Source organism: Caballeronia sp. LZ008, from assembly GCF_031451435.1.
Lineage (GTDB): Bacteria > Pseudomonadota > Gammaproteobacteria > Burkholderiales > Burkholderiaceae > Caballeronia > Caballeronia zhejiangensis.
The window spans coordinates 284,577-298,962 of sequence record NZ_JARUXK010000004.1; the positions used below are offsets into that span (position 1 = coordinate 284,577).

The window sequence follows — 14,386 nt, forward strand, 5'->3', positions numbered from 1 at the left end:
CTTTCTTTGCTTACTTTCTTTGCAGCAGCAAAGAAAGTGAGTGCCGCCCCGCACAGGGGCAGTGCTAATAGACCGACACGAATACGGGATCCGGCGAAAGCGAAAGCGAAATCAAAAGCGGAACCGAAAGCAAAAGCAAAAACAAAACCTCAACCCGCGTCATACTTGATATAGCGGAAGCGCTGATCATCCGAGGGAGTGCCCTCGAGCGGCCCATCCTCCTTCCCGGGCTGCCACTGAATGACCTCTTCGATCTTCGAAGCAAGAGCAAAGTCCTTATCCGTGATGCCTTTAGCGGAATGCGTCTTGAGCTTGACGATGACGAACGCATAAGAAACCGTGAGATCCGGATGATGCCAGGCCGCTTCGGCAAGATGCCCCACCGTATTCACGACCATGAGCGTCCCCTTCCAGCTTTCGGTCTTGAACTTGCGCCTGAGCCACCCATCCTCGACATACCAGTGCTTGAGCACACCGGTCAGACGCTGCTTGATCTCCTCATCGGAATAGACCTTCTCGGCTTGAGCCATGGCGAAGCCTCCGCAAAGTTATCGACGCAAGACCCAGTATGCGCCAAACAAAACATGCTGCATCGCGTCATGTCACACGCGCCGCATGACTGTTCGCGTATTTGACACAGTATGTGTCGCCACCCGACAGGAATTCGTCCACTAACGACAGCATCACCCGTCGAATACCCGATTTAAAGCAACAGAAGTTAAACCGGCATGGAATATGCAATTGGCCTCTCTACGCAAACGTCCGGCCATGTACTGGACGAAGCGCAACTCGTTACCTGCATTTGAAGGCGCGCACGATGCAACCCGGTAGCGTGGTCATCCCTGGGTCGGAGGCATCACCATTCTGGAGGAGACATGAACTTACGCACCCTGGTTCTTGGACTGGCGGTGGCAGCGACGGCAGGCCTGAATTCTTATGTCGCTCAGGCCGACTCGCAGCTCGACAGCCTGATCAAGAATCCCTCGAACTGGGCGGCGCAAGCGGGCGATTACTCGAATCACCGCTATAGCACGCTCAAGCAAATCAACGAAAACAACGTCGGCAAGCTACAGGTTGCCTGGACCATGTCGACTGGTGTGCTGCGCGGTCATGAAGGCTCGCCGCTCGTCATCGGCGACACGATGTATATCCACTCGCCCTTCCCCAACAAGGTTATCGCCATCAACCTGAAGGATCAGACCTTCATCTGGCAATACCAGCCCAAGCAGGACAATCAGGTCATATCGGTGATGTGCTGCGATACGGTCAACCGTGGCCTTGCATATGGCGACGGCAAGATCTTCCTCCAGCAAGCCGACACCAAGCTCGTCGCGCTCGACGCAAAAACCGGCGACGTCGTATGGACCGCGACCAACGGCGATCCGAAGAAAGGCGAAACCAACACCAACGCGCCGCACGTTTTCGGCGACAAGGTCCTGACCGGCATCTCGGGTGGTGAGTTCGGCGTGCGCGGCCGTATCGTCGCGTACAACATCAAGGACGGCAAGGAAGTCTGGAAGGCCTACAGCACCGGTCCCGACAACGAAATGCTGATGGACCCGCAGGCGACCATGACCTGGACCGACGGCAAGATGACGCCGGTCGGTGCCGACTCGTCGCTCAAGAGCTGGCAGGGCGACCAGTGGAAGTACGGCGGCGGCACGACATGGGGCTGGTACGCATGGGATCCGAAGCTGAATCTCATCTACTACGGCTCGGGCAATCCGGGCACATGGAACCCGACGCAGCGTCCGGGCGACAACAAGTGGTCGATGACGATCTTCGCGCGCGATCTCAACACGGGCCAGGCGAAGTGGGTCTATCAGATGACGCCTCACGACGAGTGGGACTATGACGGCGTCAACGAGATGATCCTCTCGGACCTGAACATCGGCGGCAAGACCGTGCCGGCGATCGTTCACTTCGACCGCAATGGCTTCGGCTATACGCTGAATCGCCAGACGGGCGAACTGCTCGTCGCGCAGAAGTACGACCCGGCGGTGAACTGGGCCGATAGCGTCGATCTGAAGAGCGGCCTGCCGATTCGCAATGCGAGCTACTCGACGCAGAAGGCCGGTCCCGATCACAACGTGAAGAACATCTGCCCCGCAGCGCTCGGCTCGAAGGATCAGCAGCCGGCCGCATTCGATCCTGGCTCCAAGCTCTTCCTCGTGCCGACGAATCACGTCTGCATGGACTACGAGCCGTTCCAGGTCGATTACGTGTCGGGTCAGCCGTTCGTCGGCGCGACGCTCTCGATGTATCCGGGCCCGAACGAGAAAGGCGCGATGGGTAACTTCATCGCGTGGGATGCCTCGAAGGGCAAGATCGTGTGGTCCAAGCCGGAGAAGTTCTCGGTGTGGTCCGGCGCGCTCGCGACCGCAGGCGGCGTCGTGTTCTACGGCACGCTCGAAGGCTACATCAAGGCAGTGCGCATCAAGGACGGCAAGGAGCTGTGGAAGTTCAAGACGCCATCGGGCGTCATCGGCAACGTGTTCACGTACCAGTACCAGGGCAAGCAGTATATCGGCGTGTACTCGGGCATCGGCGGCTGGGCCGGCATCGGCATGGCGGCGGGTCTCGAGAAGTCGACGGAAGGCCTGGGCGCGGTCGGCGGCTACAAGGAGCTCGCGAAGTACACGGCTCTCGGCGGCACGCTCTTCGTGTTCGCGATTCCGGGCGGTTGATGTTTCTTCGATGCGAATGAGTCGATGTGCGATGCGCGGCGGCTGCAACGGCCGCCGCGCCGCAGCAACACGAAGCACCTCATATACAAGACATGTTCAAGGAGTCAGACGTATGAAAGGCCGATCACTCTTGCTGCTGACGATGACGCTCGCTGCTTCGTCCGCTTCCTTTGCACAGACGCCGCCTGCGATGCCTGCGCAAATCAAGCCGGTCGCGTATAAGGTCGTCGATGGCAACAAGGTAGACAGCGACACGCTGCAGGGCTGGAAGACCTGGCGGGCGCTCGCGTGCGAACGCTGTCACGGGGCGAAGCAGGAAGGGATGGTCGGCCCGTCGCTGATCGATGCTTTCAAGACGCTCGACAAGAATGAGTTTCATCGAACCGTATTCGGCGGTCGCGTGGACAAGGGTATGCCCGACTTCAGCGCGAGCCAGATGATGCAGAAGAACTGGGAGAACCTCTATGCGTATCTGAAGGGGCGCTCCGACGGCAAGATCAACCCGGGCGATCTGCAGGCAATCGATGCAAAATGAAGACGTTGCATGGCCGATTGGCGGCTGACGTCTGATGATTGCTCTCATACCCGGAGGTGTCGATGTCTGATCGTAATGCAAGCCGCGCCGCTTCGTTCCGATTCGTAGCCACGTTATGCGCGGCATTCGCGACGTTCTCGGCGCAACAGGCGTTCGCGCAAGGTGCGCTCGCTCCGCCGCCCGATCTGCCGAACAACGATGGCGCGGACGGTATCCTGCGCGTGTGCGCCGATCCGAACAACATGCCGCTCTCCAACAAGAAGGGCGAGGGTTACGAGAACAAGATCGCGAGTCAGATGGCGAGCGATTTCGGCTACAAGCTCGAATATACGTATTGGCCGCAACGCATGGGATTCGTGCGCAACACGCTGCGCGAGAAAGTGCCGCAGACGGAGCGCTTCAAATGCGATCTGATCATCGGCGTGCCGAAGGGTTATGAATTGACCGCGACGACGCGTCCGTATCTGCATTCCACTTACGCGATGGTGTTTCCGAACAAGCCCGAATACGCGAGCATCAAGACTCCATCGGATCTGATGAATCTGCCGCCGGATCAGTTGAAGAAAATGAAGCTCGGCGTCTTCGTGAAGAGCCCCGCCGTGGACTGGCTGCTTCGCCATGATCTGATCGCTCAGGCTGTGTCGTATCAGGGTCAAAGCGGCGATCCCGAGGCGTTTCCCGGCGAGATGATCGAACGCGATCTGGCGAAGGGCGACGTCGATGCGGCTTTCGTATGGGGGCCGATCGCGGGCTATTTCGCGAATCGTTCCGATAACAAGGTGCGTCTCGTGCCGTTCCCGGCCGGTCAGCCGATTCGCTTCGACTATGAGATTTCGATGGGCGTGCGTTATGGCGAAAAAGCGTGGCGGGACAAGGTCGATAACTGGATTGCATCGAACCAGCCGAAGATCGATCAGATTCTGACGAGCTATCAGGTTCCATTGTTGCCGTTGCAGCCGGAAAGCGCCCAATGAAGCGGATATACGCGGCTTCTCTTTGCGCGTGGGTTATCGCGCTGGGCAGTGCGATGCCGCGCGTCGCGATGTGTGCGGACGCGCCCGTGGCTTCGGCGCCGACGTCCGTCGATATTAAGCCCGCTGAGCAGTTGCTCTTCATGCAGCCGCATATGACCGGTGTCGAGGCGCAGACCGAGCTCGATTACGCGGTGGATTATTCCGGGCCGCCGTCGAAGGTCAATGACACGTTGCGCGTGCTCGTCGTGAGTCAGGGCAACAGCAAGAACGACGCGAAGGTTTCCGATCGGACGGGGAATGTCAACGTGCCGGGCGGCTTGCCTTGCAATCCGGTGATCATCTATTTTCTGGAGCATGACATCGCGGAGATGGAGCAACTGACGGGCGGTCAGCGGCGCTATTTCCAGCAGCGCGTGAGGATGGCGCTTGCGGCGGGGCCTGCTATCACGCCGGTGTCGAGCGAAGCGCTCGGGCTTGGCAAGCATGCGAAGGCGCAGCAGATCGTCATTCAGCCTTATTTGAACGATCCCAACGCCGAGCGGTTCACCAAGTACCTCGCCAAGCGCTATACGTTCGTCATGGCCGATGACGTGCCCGGGCGATTGCTCATGATTCGCACCGAAGTGCCCGGTGATGGGAACGATTTTGCGCATCCGCTGCAGAAGGAGACGATTGCTTTTCAAGGGACGTTCAGGAATATGGGCGCGCCGGGGAAGCCCTCGAATGCGCCTCGGGCTAGTCGGTGATTTTTTTTTCTTCTTCGCCGGATCCCGATTTCTTAGTGGTCTATTAGCGTTGCCCCTGTGCGGGGCGGCACTCACTTTCTTTGCTGCTGCAAAGAAAGTAAGCAAAGAAAGCAGCTTTTCAGGCCCGCGGTCACACGCAATTTGGGTAGTTCTCTCGTTGCAGATGGCACTCGCCTAAAGAGTGCCTTCATCACAATAACCGGGCTTGGATCGCGCACGGTCCGCCGCCCAATAACTTCGGGGGCGCTGGTTCAGCACGAAACAGCTTCGGCACAGCGCTACGCGCTGCCGCGGGGTCTGCAAGGGAAACCAACGGGCGGCGAAGGCGGCGAGATCGAGGCGTTAGTAGGGAAGCACACGCGGTCCCGATTGACCGGTCGGCCGCGGAGCGGGCTGGAGCTATTTGGTGCTGAACCAGTGCGGGGTGTGGTGCGATGTGGCGGACCGTGCGCGAGCCAAGCCCGATGAGACCTATGAGGGCACTCTTTAGGCAGCCCACGATGGACGAGAGGACTACCCAAATTGCGTGTGACCGCGGGCGTATCAGTAGCTGCTTTCTTTGCCTACTTTCTTTGCAGCAGCAAAGAAAGTAGGTGCCGCCCCGCACAGGGGCAGTGCCAATAGACCGACACGATCACAGGATTCCAAAGAAGCCGCAGCGAACCAAACCCGCCCAAAACGACCCCGTGAATTTCATCCGCTCCCTAACCCTGCGTCAGCTGCAAATCTTCGTGATAGCAAGCCGCTGTCCAAGCTTCGCCCGCGCAGCGGAGGAACTGCACCTCACCCAACCAGCGGTATCGATGCAAATCCGGCAACTCGAAGAAGCGATCGGCTTACCGCTATTCGAGCGAGTCGCGCGACGCTTATCGCTGACCGAAGCCGGCGAAAGGCTCTCACATCACGCGAGCCGCATACTCGGCGAAATCAAAGACGCCGAAGACGCCATGATGTCGCTCACACAAGCCGATAGCGGCGCGATAGCGGTGAGCATCGTCAGTTCGGCGACGTACTTCGCCCCCAAGCTTCTCGCGCTCTACAGGCAGCAATATCCCAAGGTCGATGTGCGCTTCTCCGTCGGCAACCGAGAAACGCTCTTGCGTCTCTTGCAGGACAATGCAACCGATCTAGCCATCATGGGCCGCCCGCCGCCCGAACTCGGTACGACCGCCGAGCCACTCGCCTATCATCCGCATGTGATCGTCGCGCCGCTGTCGCATCCGCTGCGTCATGCAAAACAATTCGACCTTCAGGAACTTGCGAACGATACGTTCCTGCTGCGCGAACCCGGCTCGGGCACGCGCGCCGTCGCCGAGCATGTCTTTCGGCAGAACCTCTTCGTGCCCGCGCATAGCGTCACGCTCGGCAGCAACGAAACCATCAAGCAGGCCGTCATGGCGGGCATGGGCGTGAGCCTCATCTCGCTGCACACGCTCTCGCTCGAACTGCGCACCGGCGAAATCGCCGTGCTCGACGTGAACGGCACGCCCGTCGAACGCACGTGGCAACTCGTGCATTCACGCTCGAAACAACTTTCGCCGACTTGCCTCGCTTTTCGCCGCTTCCTCCTCGAACACGCCGAACCGTTTCTGGAGCGCGAATACGCGCAGTTCGGCCTGCGCAGACCCAGGCGGCTCGCCGAAGCAAGCGACGTCCGATGAACGTCGCATCGGCCTGCCGTCGCATCACGTTCCTCGTACTAATTGCGTGTGCAACTATCGCGCGTGCGCAGACCGCGCTGCAGGTCACGCAGATCGCGCCCGGTAACTACGCGCATCGCGGTCACGACGATGTCGCGACGCACGAGAACGGCGGCGATATAGCGAATGTGGGCTTCATCGTCGGAACACGCTGCGTCGCGGTGATCGACACAGGCGGCACGCTCGCGGAAGGCCGCGCGTTGCGCGCCGCGATACGCGCTGTCACGCCGCTGCCGGTCTGGTATGTCATCAACACGCACATGCATCCGGATCACATCTTCGGGAATGCGGCTTTCAAGGACGATCATCCGCAATTCGTCGGCAGCGCGACGCTCGCGCAAGCCGAAGCCTCGCGCGCGGACAACTACATGCGCGCGCTCAATCGCGAGTTGGGTAGCGCGGCAGCGGGCAGCGAAATCGTCGCGCCGACGAAGACGATCGACGGCACGGGCACGCTCGATATCGGTGGACGCACGCTCACGCTGCGCACATGGAAAACCGCGCATACCAACAACGACTTGACGGTATACGATGAGAAGAGCGGCACGTTGTGGACGGGTGATCTGCTCTTTGTGCACTGCATTCCTGTGATCGATGGCAGCGTTATCGGCTGGCTCGACGACATTGCGCGCATTCGACAGATGAATCCGCGTCATGTCGTGCCGGGGCACGGTCCGCTCGATCCGCCTTGGACGCAATCGCTCGACGCCGAGGAACGCTATCTCGCCGATCTGGCGCGCGATGTGCGTGCTGCGATCAGGAAGGGCGAAACGATCGGGCAGGCAGTCGATAGCATCGGTCTCGGCGAGAAAGACAAGTGGCTTCTCTTCGACATGTATCACCGTCGCAATGTGACGGCCGCTTATGCGGAGCTCGAATGGGAGCAGTAGTGCAGGACTGGAGGGACATCATGAAGACAACATGGTCCGGCGTTCGCGCGATGACGGTCGCGAGCCTCGCCGCCGCGGCGCTCTCGCCGTATGCCGCGCAGGCGGCGCAGCCCGACGACGATCCCGACAAGGTGGCGCGCTGGATCGACTTCAGGGAAGGGACGTTCAAGGGCCGCACGATCGACACGCACGGCGATGCGGTCATCAAGCTCGACGCCCCCGCGCGCGCAGCCGATGCCGCCGTCGTGCCGATCGCGATCAACGCGCAGTTTCCGCAATCGCCCGCGCGTTACATCAAGAAGCTCTATCTCTTCATCGACGAAAATCCCGAGCCGTATGCAGGATCGTTCGAGTTCACGCCGGAATCGGGACTCGCGACGATCGAAACGCGCGTGCGCGTGGAGGACTACACGTTCATGCGCGCGATTGCTGAGACGAACGACGGCAAGCTCTATAGCGCCGTTCGTTTCGTGAAGGCGTCGGGCGGATGTTCCGCACCCGCCGACAAGGACGAAGACGCGGCCGAGCGGACAGCGGGACAGGTCCGTCTTCAGGCCGAAGGTCAGGCCGTGGCGGGCAAGCCCGAACTCGCGCAACTGATGGTGCGTCATCCGAATCGAACCGGCATGGCGATGAACCAGGTCACGCGCAACTACGCGTCGGCCTATTTCATTCGCAAGGTGTCGGTCACCTATGCGGATAAGCCGGTGATGACCGCGAACGTCAACTTCTCGATTAGCGAGAACCCGAATTTCCGCTTCTATTTCGTGCCGAGCGGAAGCGGCGAACTGAAGGCGTTTATCGAGGATACGAAGAACAAGCATTGGGACGGCGCCGTGGCGGTCAACGCGCAACCGGGCAGCGCGCAGACATCGGCGATGAAATGACGGTGCGCCGCTTGCGAGCGCTGTTCTTCACGCTGCTCTTCGCTGTCAGCACGCTCACGCATGCGGCGATGAGCGGCATGCCCGCACCTGTCGCCATTGCGCCGGGCGTGTACGCGTTCATCGGCGACAACGATGCCGTCGCGCCCGCGAATCACGGCATCGTCGCGAACAACGGCTTCATCGTCGGACAGGACGGCGTGACAGTCATCGACACAGGTTCGTCTTATCGCTATGGCCGCGCGATGATCGAAGCGATCCGCAAGGTCACGCCGTTGCCGGTGAAGCTCGTCATCATCACGCATCAGGCGCCCGAGTTCGTGTTCGGCGCGGCCGCGTTTCGCGACGAGGGCGTGCCGATCCTCGCGCACGCGCGCGCCGCGCAATTGATTCGCGAACGCTGTTCGATTTGTCTCGCCAATCTGCGCAAGACGCTCGGCGAAGATGAAATGGCCGGCTCGCGCGTGACCGTTCCCGATCAGACGGTAAACGGCACGACGGAGATCGAAAGCGGCGGACGCAAGCTGCAACTGCTGCACTTCGGTCCTGCCAGCACGCCCGGCGATCTCGCCGTGCTCGACACGCAAACCGGCGTGCTGTTCGCGGGCGGGCTCGTATCGAATGGACGCATACCCGAGCTGCGCAACGAGCAGATTTCCGGCTGGCTCGCCGCGCTCGAGAACCTGCGCGGGCTCGACCTGAAGACGGTTGTACCCGGCTTCGGCAAGCCCTTGCGCGGCGACGACATCATGCGGACCGGCACGTATCTGCGCGAGCTCGAAGCCGCGGTGAAGCAAGCCTACACGAGCGGCGTCGGACTGACCGAAGCGATGCACACCGTGCAGGTGCCCGCGTTCAAGAACGACAAGCTCTATGCGATCGCGCAGCCGCAGAACGTGCAGCGCATCTATCTGCAACTAGAAAAGCAGTAGCGCGTTGACGCAACCTTTCTTCCAACGCCGTACAACTACCAGGAGACACAACGATGGCCCAGCTCGTAGCACTATATAAAAATCCGTCCGACCCGCAGGCATTCGACGACTACTATGCGTCGACTCACGCGCCGCTGGCAAAGACGCTGCCGGGGCTGCGGCGCTATGAGATCAGCGCGGGACCGGTCGTGGCGGCATCGGGAGAATCGCCATATCACCTCGTCGCGCTGCTTCAGTTCGATTCGCTGGAAGCGATCCAAGCCGCGTTCGACTCGCCCGAAGGCCAGAAGACCGCCGGCGATCTCGCGAATTTCGCGCAAGCCGGCGTCGATCTGCTGATGTTCGATTCGAAAGAAGCCTGACCGACCTTCATGCCTTCGGAGATGCAACCGCGTCTCCGAAGCGCGTCTCTTTCCTCAGCTTTTTCCCCGAACGCAAGACCCGCGTCGCCGAATGGGGATGCTGCACGGTTTTATATCCATCGATACAATACGTTTTCTATCGGACGATATAAAACGTCCGTCCTTCAATTCGATGGAGCGGGATCATGGCGCGACCGCGCAATTTCGACGAGGACAGCGTGCTGCATGCCGTTGCCGAAGCGTTCTGGACGCACGGCTACGACGGCACGTCCACACGCGACCTCGTGCAGTACACGGGCCTTACACAGCCGAGCCTCTATAACGCTTTCGGCGACAAGCGCGCGCTCTTTCTGCGGGCGCTCGATCACTATCTCGAACACACCTTGCGCGAGCGCATCAACAGGCTCCAATCCACGATGACGCCCGATCGCGCGATCAGCGCGTTCTTTCGCGAGGTCGTCGAGCGTTCGGTGTCGGACGAGCATCGGCGCGGCTGCATGCTCGTCAATGCGGCGCTCGGCGCATCGCCGGAAGACGAAGCGTTTCGCGAGCTCATCGCGGAGGAGATGTCGCTGATGCGCGCGTTCTTCGAGCGCTGCCTGAAGGCCGGATTCAAGAGCGGCGAAATCGAGCGCGTGATGCCGGCCGATGCCGCCGCCGCGAATCTGCTCGCGGTGCTGCTCGGCGTGCGCGTGCTCGCGCGCGTCGATCCGAAGCCCGCGTTGTTGATCGGCGCCGTCGCGCCGACGCTGGCGATGCTGAGGCTGCCGCCGCTCGGGCTCAGCGTCGGCAAGCGTTAAGGCCTTCGTATCCATTCACGTCACGTTGTCCGTCCGCGTGCAAGCGCTGCGGCCGCGGGAGTCGTCATCATGTCGGAACAAACGGTATCGGCCGTCAGCGCCGATCAGCCCACTGCGCTCGATGCCCGCACTTTCTTCGCGATGCTCGCGGGCTTTTGCGCGAGTCTCGTCGCCATCGGCCTCGCGCGCTTCGCCTACACGCCGCTGATTCCGCCGCTGATCGAGGCGCGCTGGTTCACGTCTTCCCAAGCGGTGACGCTCGGCGCCGCTAACTTCGCGGGCTATTTCGCGGGCGCGCTCTTCGGCCGCGCGATCGCCCATGCGCTCACGAATCGTCACGCGCTGCGGCTGCTCATGGCGATCGCGACGGTGGCCTTCTTCGCCTGCGCGTTTCCGCTGTCGATTGCCTGGTTCTTCGCGTGGAGGTTCCTTTCGGGCTTGTCGGGCGGCGCGATCATGGTGCTCGTCGCGACGACGATCCTGCCGCATGTTCCGCCCGCGCGTCGCGGCTTCGCGAGCGGGATGATCTTCGTCGGACTGGGCTTCGGCATCGCTGCATCGGGGACGCTGATTCCGAAGCTCCTTCATCACGGATTGCACGATACGTGGATGGGGCTCGGCGTGTTTTCGCTGATATTGACGGCAATTGCGTGGTTCGGATGGCCCGCGTCGAACCCACCTGCCGTCGCAAAGCAAGATGCGGCAACGCATTCGAACACGCACGGCAATACGCGTTTGCGCCTGCTGTATGGGCAATATGCGGCGAACGCGCTCGGCCTCGTGCCCGTGATGATCCTGCTCGTCGATTGCATCGCGCGCGGCTATGGCCGAGGCGCCGAAGTGGGCGCGAGCTATTGGGTGCTGTATGGCGTCGCGGCGATCTTCGGGCCGCTCGTCTGCGGCAATGCGGGCGATCGCATCGGCTTCGGCATGGCTTACCGTTTTGCGCTGCTGGTGCAGGCGTGCGCGGTGGCGTTGCTGGCTTTATCGGCGAATCCGTATGTGATCGGTGTCGCGACGGTGGCGCTCGGCATCTCGACGACCGGCATCGTGCCCCTCGCGCTCGGGCGCGTGCATGAACTGCTGCCGCACGATCATACCGAGCAACGTGCGGCATGGAGCAGGGCGACGTCGGCGTTCGCGTTGTGTCAGGCGCTTGCCGGATATGGCTACTCGTTTCTGTTCTCGCATACGCATAACGATTACGCGCTGATTTTTGCGTGCGGCGCGTGTGCGCTGGCCGTTGCGTTCATTGCGGATATCGTCGTGAACCGCAAGCGCGCCGCGAGCTAATCGATGTGGCCGGAAGTCGAATCGTCCGCTTCGACTTCGGGGTCTGCGACGCTCAAGTCCTCGCGTCGATGATTGATGACGAGAAACACGCTCATCAGCGCGAGGAAGGCACCGACCAGCATTGCGGCATTGATGAAGACACGTTCATAGCCGAGCTCCGCGACGTTGATGAACGGATAGGGATAAAAGTCGGAGAGACGTCCGCGCCACAGCGTGATGCAAAGATAAGACAGCGGATAGACGAGCCAGAGCGCGCATCGTTTCAATGAAAGGTGAAAGCGCGGCACGAAGAGATACCAGTACAAGGCCGCGAGCGCGGGCACGATGGTATGCAGCGATTCGTTGACGAGCGCGCGATAGCCCGATGGTGTCCATAGATAGCGCAACAACGCGTTATAAGCGATGCCGACGAACACGATATATACGACGACCGCCGTGACGACGGTCGGTTTGCGGAAGAAGCGCGCCAGGGGGAATCGCGCGCGTGTTGCAACGCAGGTGAAGCAGAACGCGGTCAGCAGCACGGTCAAGTTCGTCAGGTAGCTGCTCATGCGCGCGAGGCCGTCGAAGACGGTGAAGCCGCGATTGACGAGACGCGCGATGGTGATGTCCGTCTGCGCCGCGAACGCGAGCCACGCGATCATCGCGATGGCGGCGGCCAGCGCGAGCGATGCGGTGCTGGGCGTGTGAAGCGGCAACGCGGGTTCTTGACGGGGAGGTTGGCGGGACGTGTTCGACATGACGCCATTTTACGTGCGCGCCAGGCGACTGCACCGACGATCGCGTCAGCCGTCACCGCATGAAGCGTGGAAGGCCAAAGATCCAGCCTGGCGCCCGTTCGAGACACGTCCGATTCTGGTGCACGGCAAACTCGACTTATAAGTATCCGTGCTTCGCCCTCGAGGAAATCCAGACATGATGTGGCGGGGATTTCCCGGATGCGCACAACAACGTTCGTCTCGCTTGGAAGTGCGGCGGGGCGCAATCGATACGCACGGAGTGCCTCGCCGCGACCCGCTCACCCGAGCCTGACAACCGCATCCCTCAACGCCGTCCTCAACCCTTCCTCGACCACCGGGTGATAAAACGGCATCCGCAGCATCTCATCGACCGTGAGCTTCATCTGCAACGCCCACGCCAGCAAATGCGCGATGTGTTCCGCATCCGGCCCAATCCATTCCGCCCCGACGAAGCGGCGGCTCGCGCGATCGACATACACATGCATCAACCCGCGATTTCTGAGCATCACGCGGCTGCGGCCTTGATCCTCGAAACTCACTTCGCCCGTCACGAACGACTCGGGCTTAAGGTCGACATGACGCGAGCCGACCATCGCAATGCCCGGATCGGTGAACGCAATTGCAATCGGCGCGCGACGCTCGACCGCTTCGACATGCGGATAACGCGCCGCATTCGTGCCCGCCGCGCGTCCTTCGTCGGCGGCTTCGTGAAGCAAGGGCAGCACGCCGTTCGCATCGCCGGCGATGAAGACCGGATGAGCGCCCGCCTGCAGCGTGAGCGGATCGTAGACCGGCAAGCCAACGTCATCGAGTGCAAGCGATGTATTGCTCAAAGCCAGCCCGCCGACATTCGGCTTGCGCCCGGCAGCGACGAGCACGTAATCAAAGGTTTCCTCGATCGACTCGCCCGCATTTGACACATAGCGCAAACGCACTTCATCTCCTTCGCGCACGGCGGCCTGCACTTGCGCAAACGGCTCGAAACGAAACGCTTCGCTGAACACACGCCCGGCATACGCACGCACATCGGGATCGGTGAAAGGCCCGACGCGCCCGCGCGCGCCCAGCAGCGACACACGCACGCCGAGCCGCGCCAGCGCCTGACCGAGTTCGAGGCCGATGACGCCCGCGCCGATCACCGCAACGCGCTTCGGCAAATCGTCCCACGCGAACACATCGTCGTTGATGATGGCGCGATCGCCGAGCGCGCGATACATCGACGGCATAACGGGACTCGACCCCGTCGCGATGACGATGCTCTTCGCCTGTACCTTCGTATCATCGCCCACTTGCAGCAGGTTATCGTCGATGAAGCGCGCGTAGCCGGTGAGCTTGTCCGCATCGGGCATCGCATCGACGCCCGCGACGACGAAGCTGACGAAACGATCGCGCTCGCGCTTCACGCGCGCCATCGCTTCGCGCCCGTCGATGCGCAGCGCGCCATCGATATGCACGCCGAACGCCGCCGCGTGCGCCGCGTGATGCGCGGCATCGGCCGCTGCGATGAGAAGCTTCGACGGCATACAGCCGACGCGCGCACACGTCGTGCCGTGCGCGCCGCCTTCGATGAGAATCGCCGAAGCGCCCGCAGCCTTCGCCGCGCGATACGCCGAAAGTCCCGCGCTGCCCGCGCCGATGATGGCGACATCCGTATGGATCGTGTTCATGATGAAGTCCCGAGTGATTGATGCAGTTGCGGATCATCATGAAGCGCGGCACGCAAAACGTGAATGCTCGTTCGTATCGCTTTTCTGCTCGATCGTCTCAACTCGCGACGCATCGAAGTGATGTATTCATCTAGACGTCTCATGCGCGTCACTATCTCGTCATGTTCGCTTCCTAG

General features: G+C 61.3%; 14 protein-coding genes. 11 read left to right on the plus strand and 3 right to left on the minus strand.

Annotated elements, in window-relative coordinates:
* Positions 1-149: 149 nt before the first annotated feature.
* Positions 150-530, minus strand: a complete 381-nt coding sequence (locus tag QCE49_RS26040) for a 4a-hydroxytetrahydrobiopterin dehydratase (protein WP_250460749.1) — start codon at positions 528-530, stop codon at positions 150-152.
* A 345-nt stretch (positions 531-875) separates the two neighbouring features.
* On the opposite strand from QCE49_RS26040, the gene QCE49_RS26045 reads away from it, so the two are divergent.
* From QCE49_RS26045 to QCE49_RS26095, 11 genes are all read left to right on the plus strand, one after another.
* Positions 876-2,687 (plus strand): methanol/ethanol family PQQ-dependent dehydrogenase, encoded by a 1,812-nt coding sequence (locus tag QCE49_RS26045; protein ID WP_008354360.1) that lies wholly within the window; start codon positions 876-878, stop codon positions 2,685-2,687.
* A 112-nt stretch (positions 2,688-2,799) separates the two neighbouring features.
* Positions 2,800-3,222, plus strand: coding sequence for a c-type cytochrome (locus tag QCE49_RS26050; RefSeq protein WP_008354361.1), 423 nt, complete (start codon positions 2,800-2,802; stop codon positions 3,220-3,222).
* A gap of 62 nt (positions 3,223-3,284) precedes the next feature.
* Positions 3,285-4,196 (plus strand): substrate-binding domain-containing protein, encoded by a 912-nt coding sequence (locus QCE49_RS26055; RefSeq protein WP_008354362.1) that lies wholly within the window; start codon positions 3,285-3,287, stop codon positions 4,194-4,196.
* The gene (locus QCE49_RS26060; protein WP_008354364.1) at positions 4,193-4,942 is read left to right on the plus strand and encodes a hypothetical protein; all 750 of its coding nucleotides are present in this window, start codon (positions 4,193-4,195) and stop codon (positions 4,940-4,942) included. The genes QCE49_RS26055 and QCE49_RS26060 overlap by 4 nt, the downstream gene beginning before the upstream one ends.
* A gap of 686 nt (positions 4,943-5,628) precedes the next feature.
* Entirely contained in the window at positions 5,629-6,603 is a 975-nt protein-coding gene (locus tag QCE49_RS26065) for a LysR family transcriptional regulator (protein WP_033536897.1), read from the plus strand.
* On the plus strand, positions 6,600-7,532 hold the full coding sequence (locus QCE49_RS26070) for a quinoprotein relay system zinc metallohydrolase 2 (protein ID WP_250459697.1): 933 nt from the start codon (positions 6,600-6,602) through the stop codon (positions 7,530-7,532). The genes QCE49_RS26065 and QCE49_RS26070 overlap by 4 nt, the downstream gene beginning before the upstream one ends.
* A gap of 20 nt (positions 7,533-7,552) precedes the next feature.
* On the plus strand, positions 7,553-8,419 hold the full coding sequence (locus tag QCE49_RS26075) for a quinoprotein dehydrogenase-associated SoxYZ-like carrier (RefSeq protein WP_250440781.1): 867 nt from the start codon (positions 7,553-7,555) through the stop codon (positions 8,417-8,419).
* Positions 8,416-9,348, plus strand: a complete 933-nt coding sequence (locus tag QCE49_RS26080; RefSeq protein ID WP_250459700.1) for an MBL fold metallo-hydrolase — start codon at positions 8,416-8,418, stop codon at positions 9,346-9,348. Before QCE49_RS26075 ends, QCE49_RS26080 begins: the two co-directional genes overlap by 4 nt.
* A 53-nt stretch (positions 9,349-9,401) precedes the next feature.
* Positions 9,402-9,710: an EthD family reductase gene (locus tag QCE49_RS26085; protein ID WP_008354369.1), complete on the plus strand. Its 309-nt coding sequence runs from the start codon at positions 9,402-9,404 to the stop codon at positions 9,708-9,710.
* A gap of 185 nt (positions 9,711-9,895) precedes the next feature.
* A complete protein-coding gene (locus QCE49_RS26090; RefSeq protein ID WP_250459702.1) occupies positions 9,896-10,510 on the plus strand; it encodes a TetR/AcrR family transcriptional regulator in 615 nt (204 codons plus the stop codon).
* Positions 10,511-10,579: 69 nt separating this feature from the next.
* Positions 10,580-11,803, plus strand: coding sequence for a YbfB/YjiJ family MFS transporter (locus tag QCE49_RS26095; protein ID WP_250459703.1), 1,224 nt, complete (start codon positions 10,580-10,582; stop codon positions 11,801-11,803).
* Here the strand turns inward: QCE49_RS26095 and QCE49_RS26100 are convergent.
* Complete coding sequence (locus QCE49_RS26100; RefSeq protein ID WP_250436139.1) at positions 11,800-12,543, minus strand: Pr6Pr family membrane protein; 744 nt, start codon at positions 12,541-12,543, stop codon at positions 11,800-11,802. The genes QCE49_RS26095 and QCE49_RS26100 overlap by 4 nt on opposite strands.
* 278 nt (positions 12,544-12,821) lie before the next feature.
* The gene (locus tag QCE49_RS26105; protein ID WP_250459705.1) at positions 12,822-14,210 is read right to left on the minus strand and encodes a dihydrolipoyl dehydrogenase; all 1,389 of its coding nucleotides are present in this window, start codon (positions 14,208-14,210) and stop codon (positions 12,822-12,824) included.
* Positions 14,211-14,386: the final 176 nt, after the last annotated feature.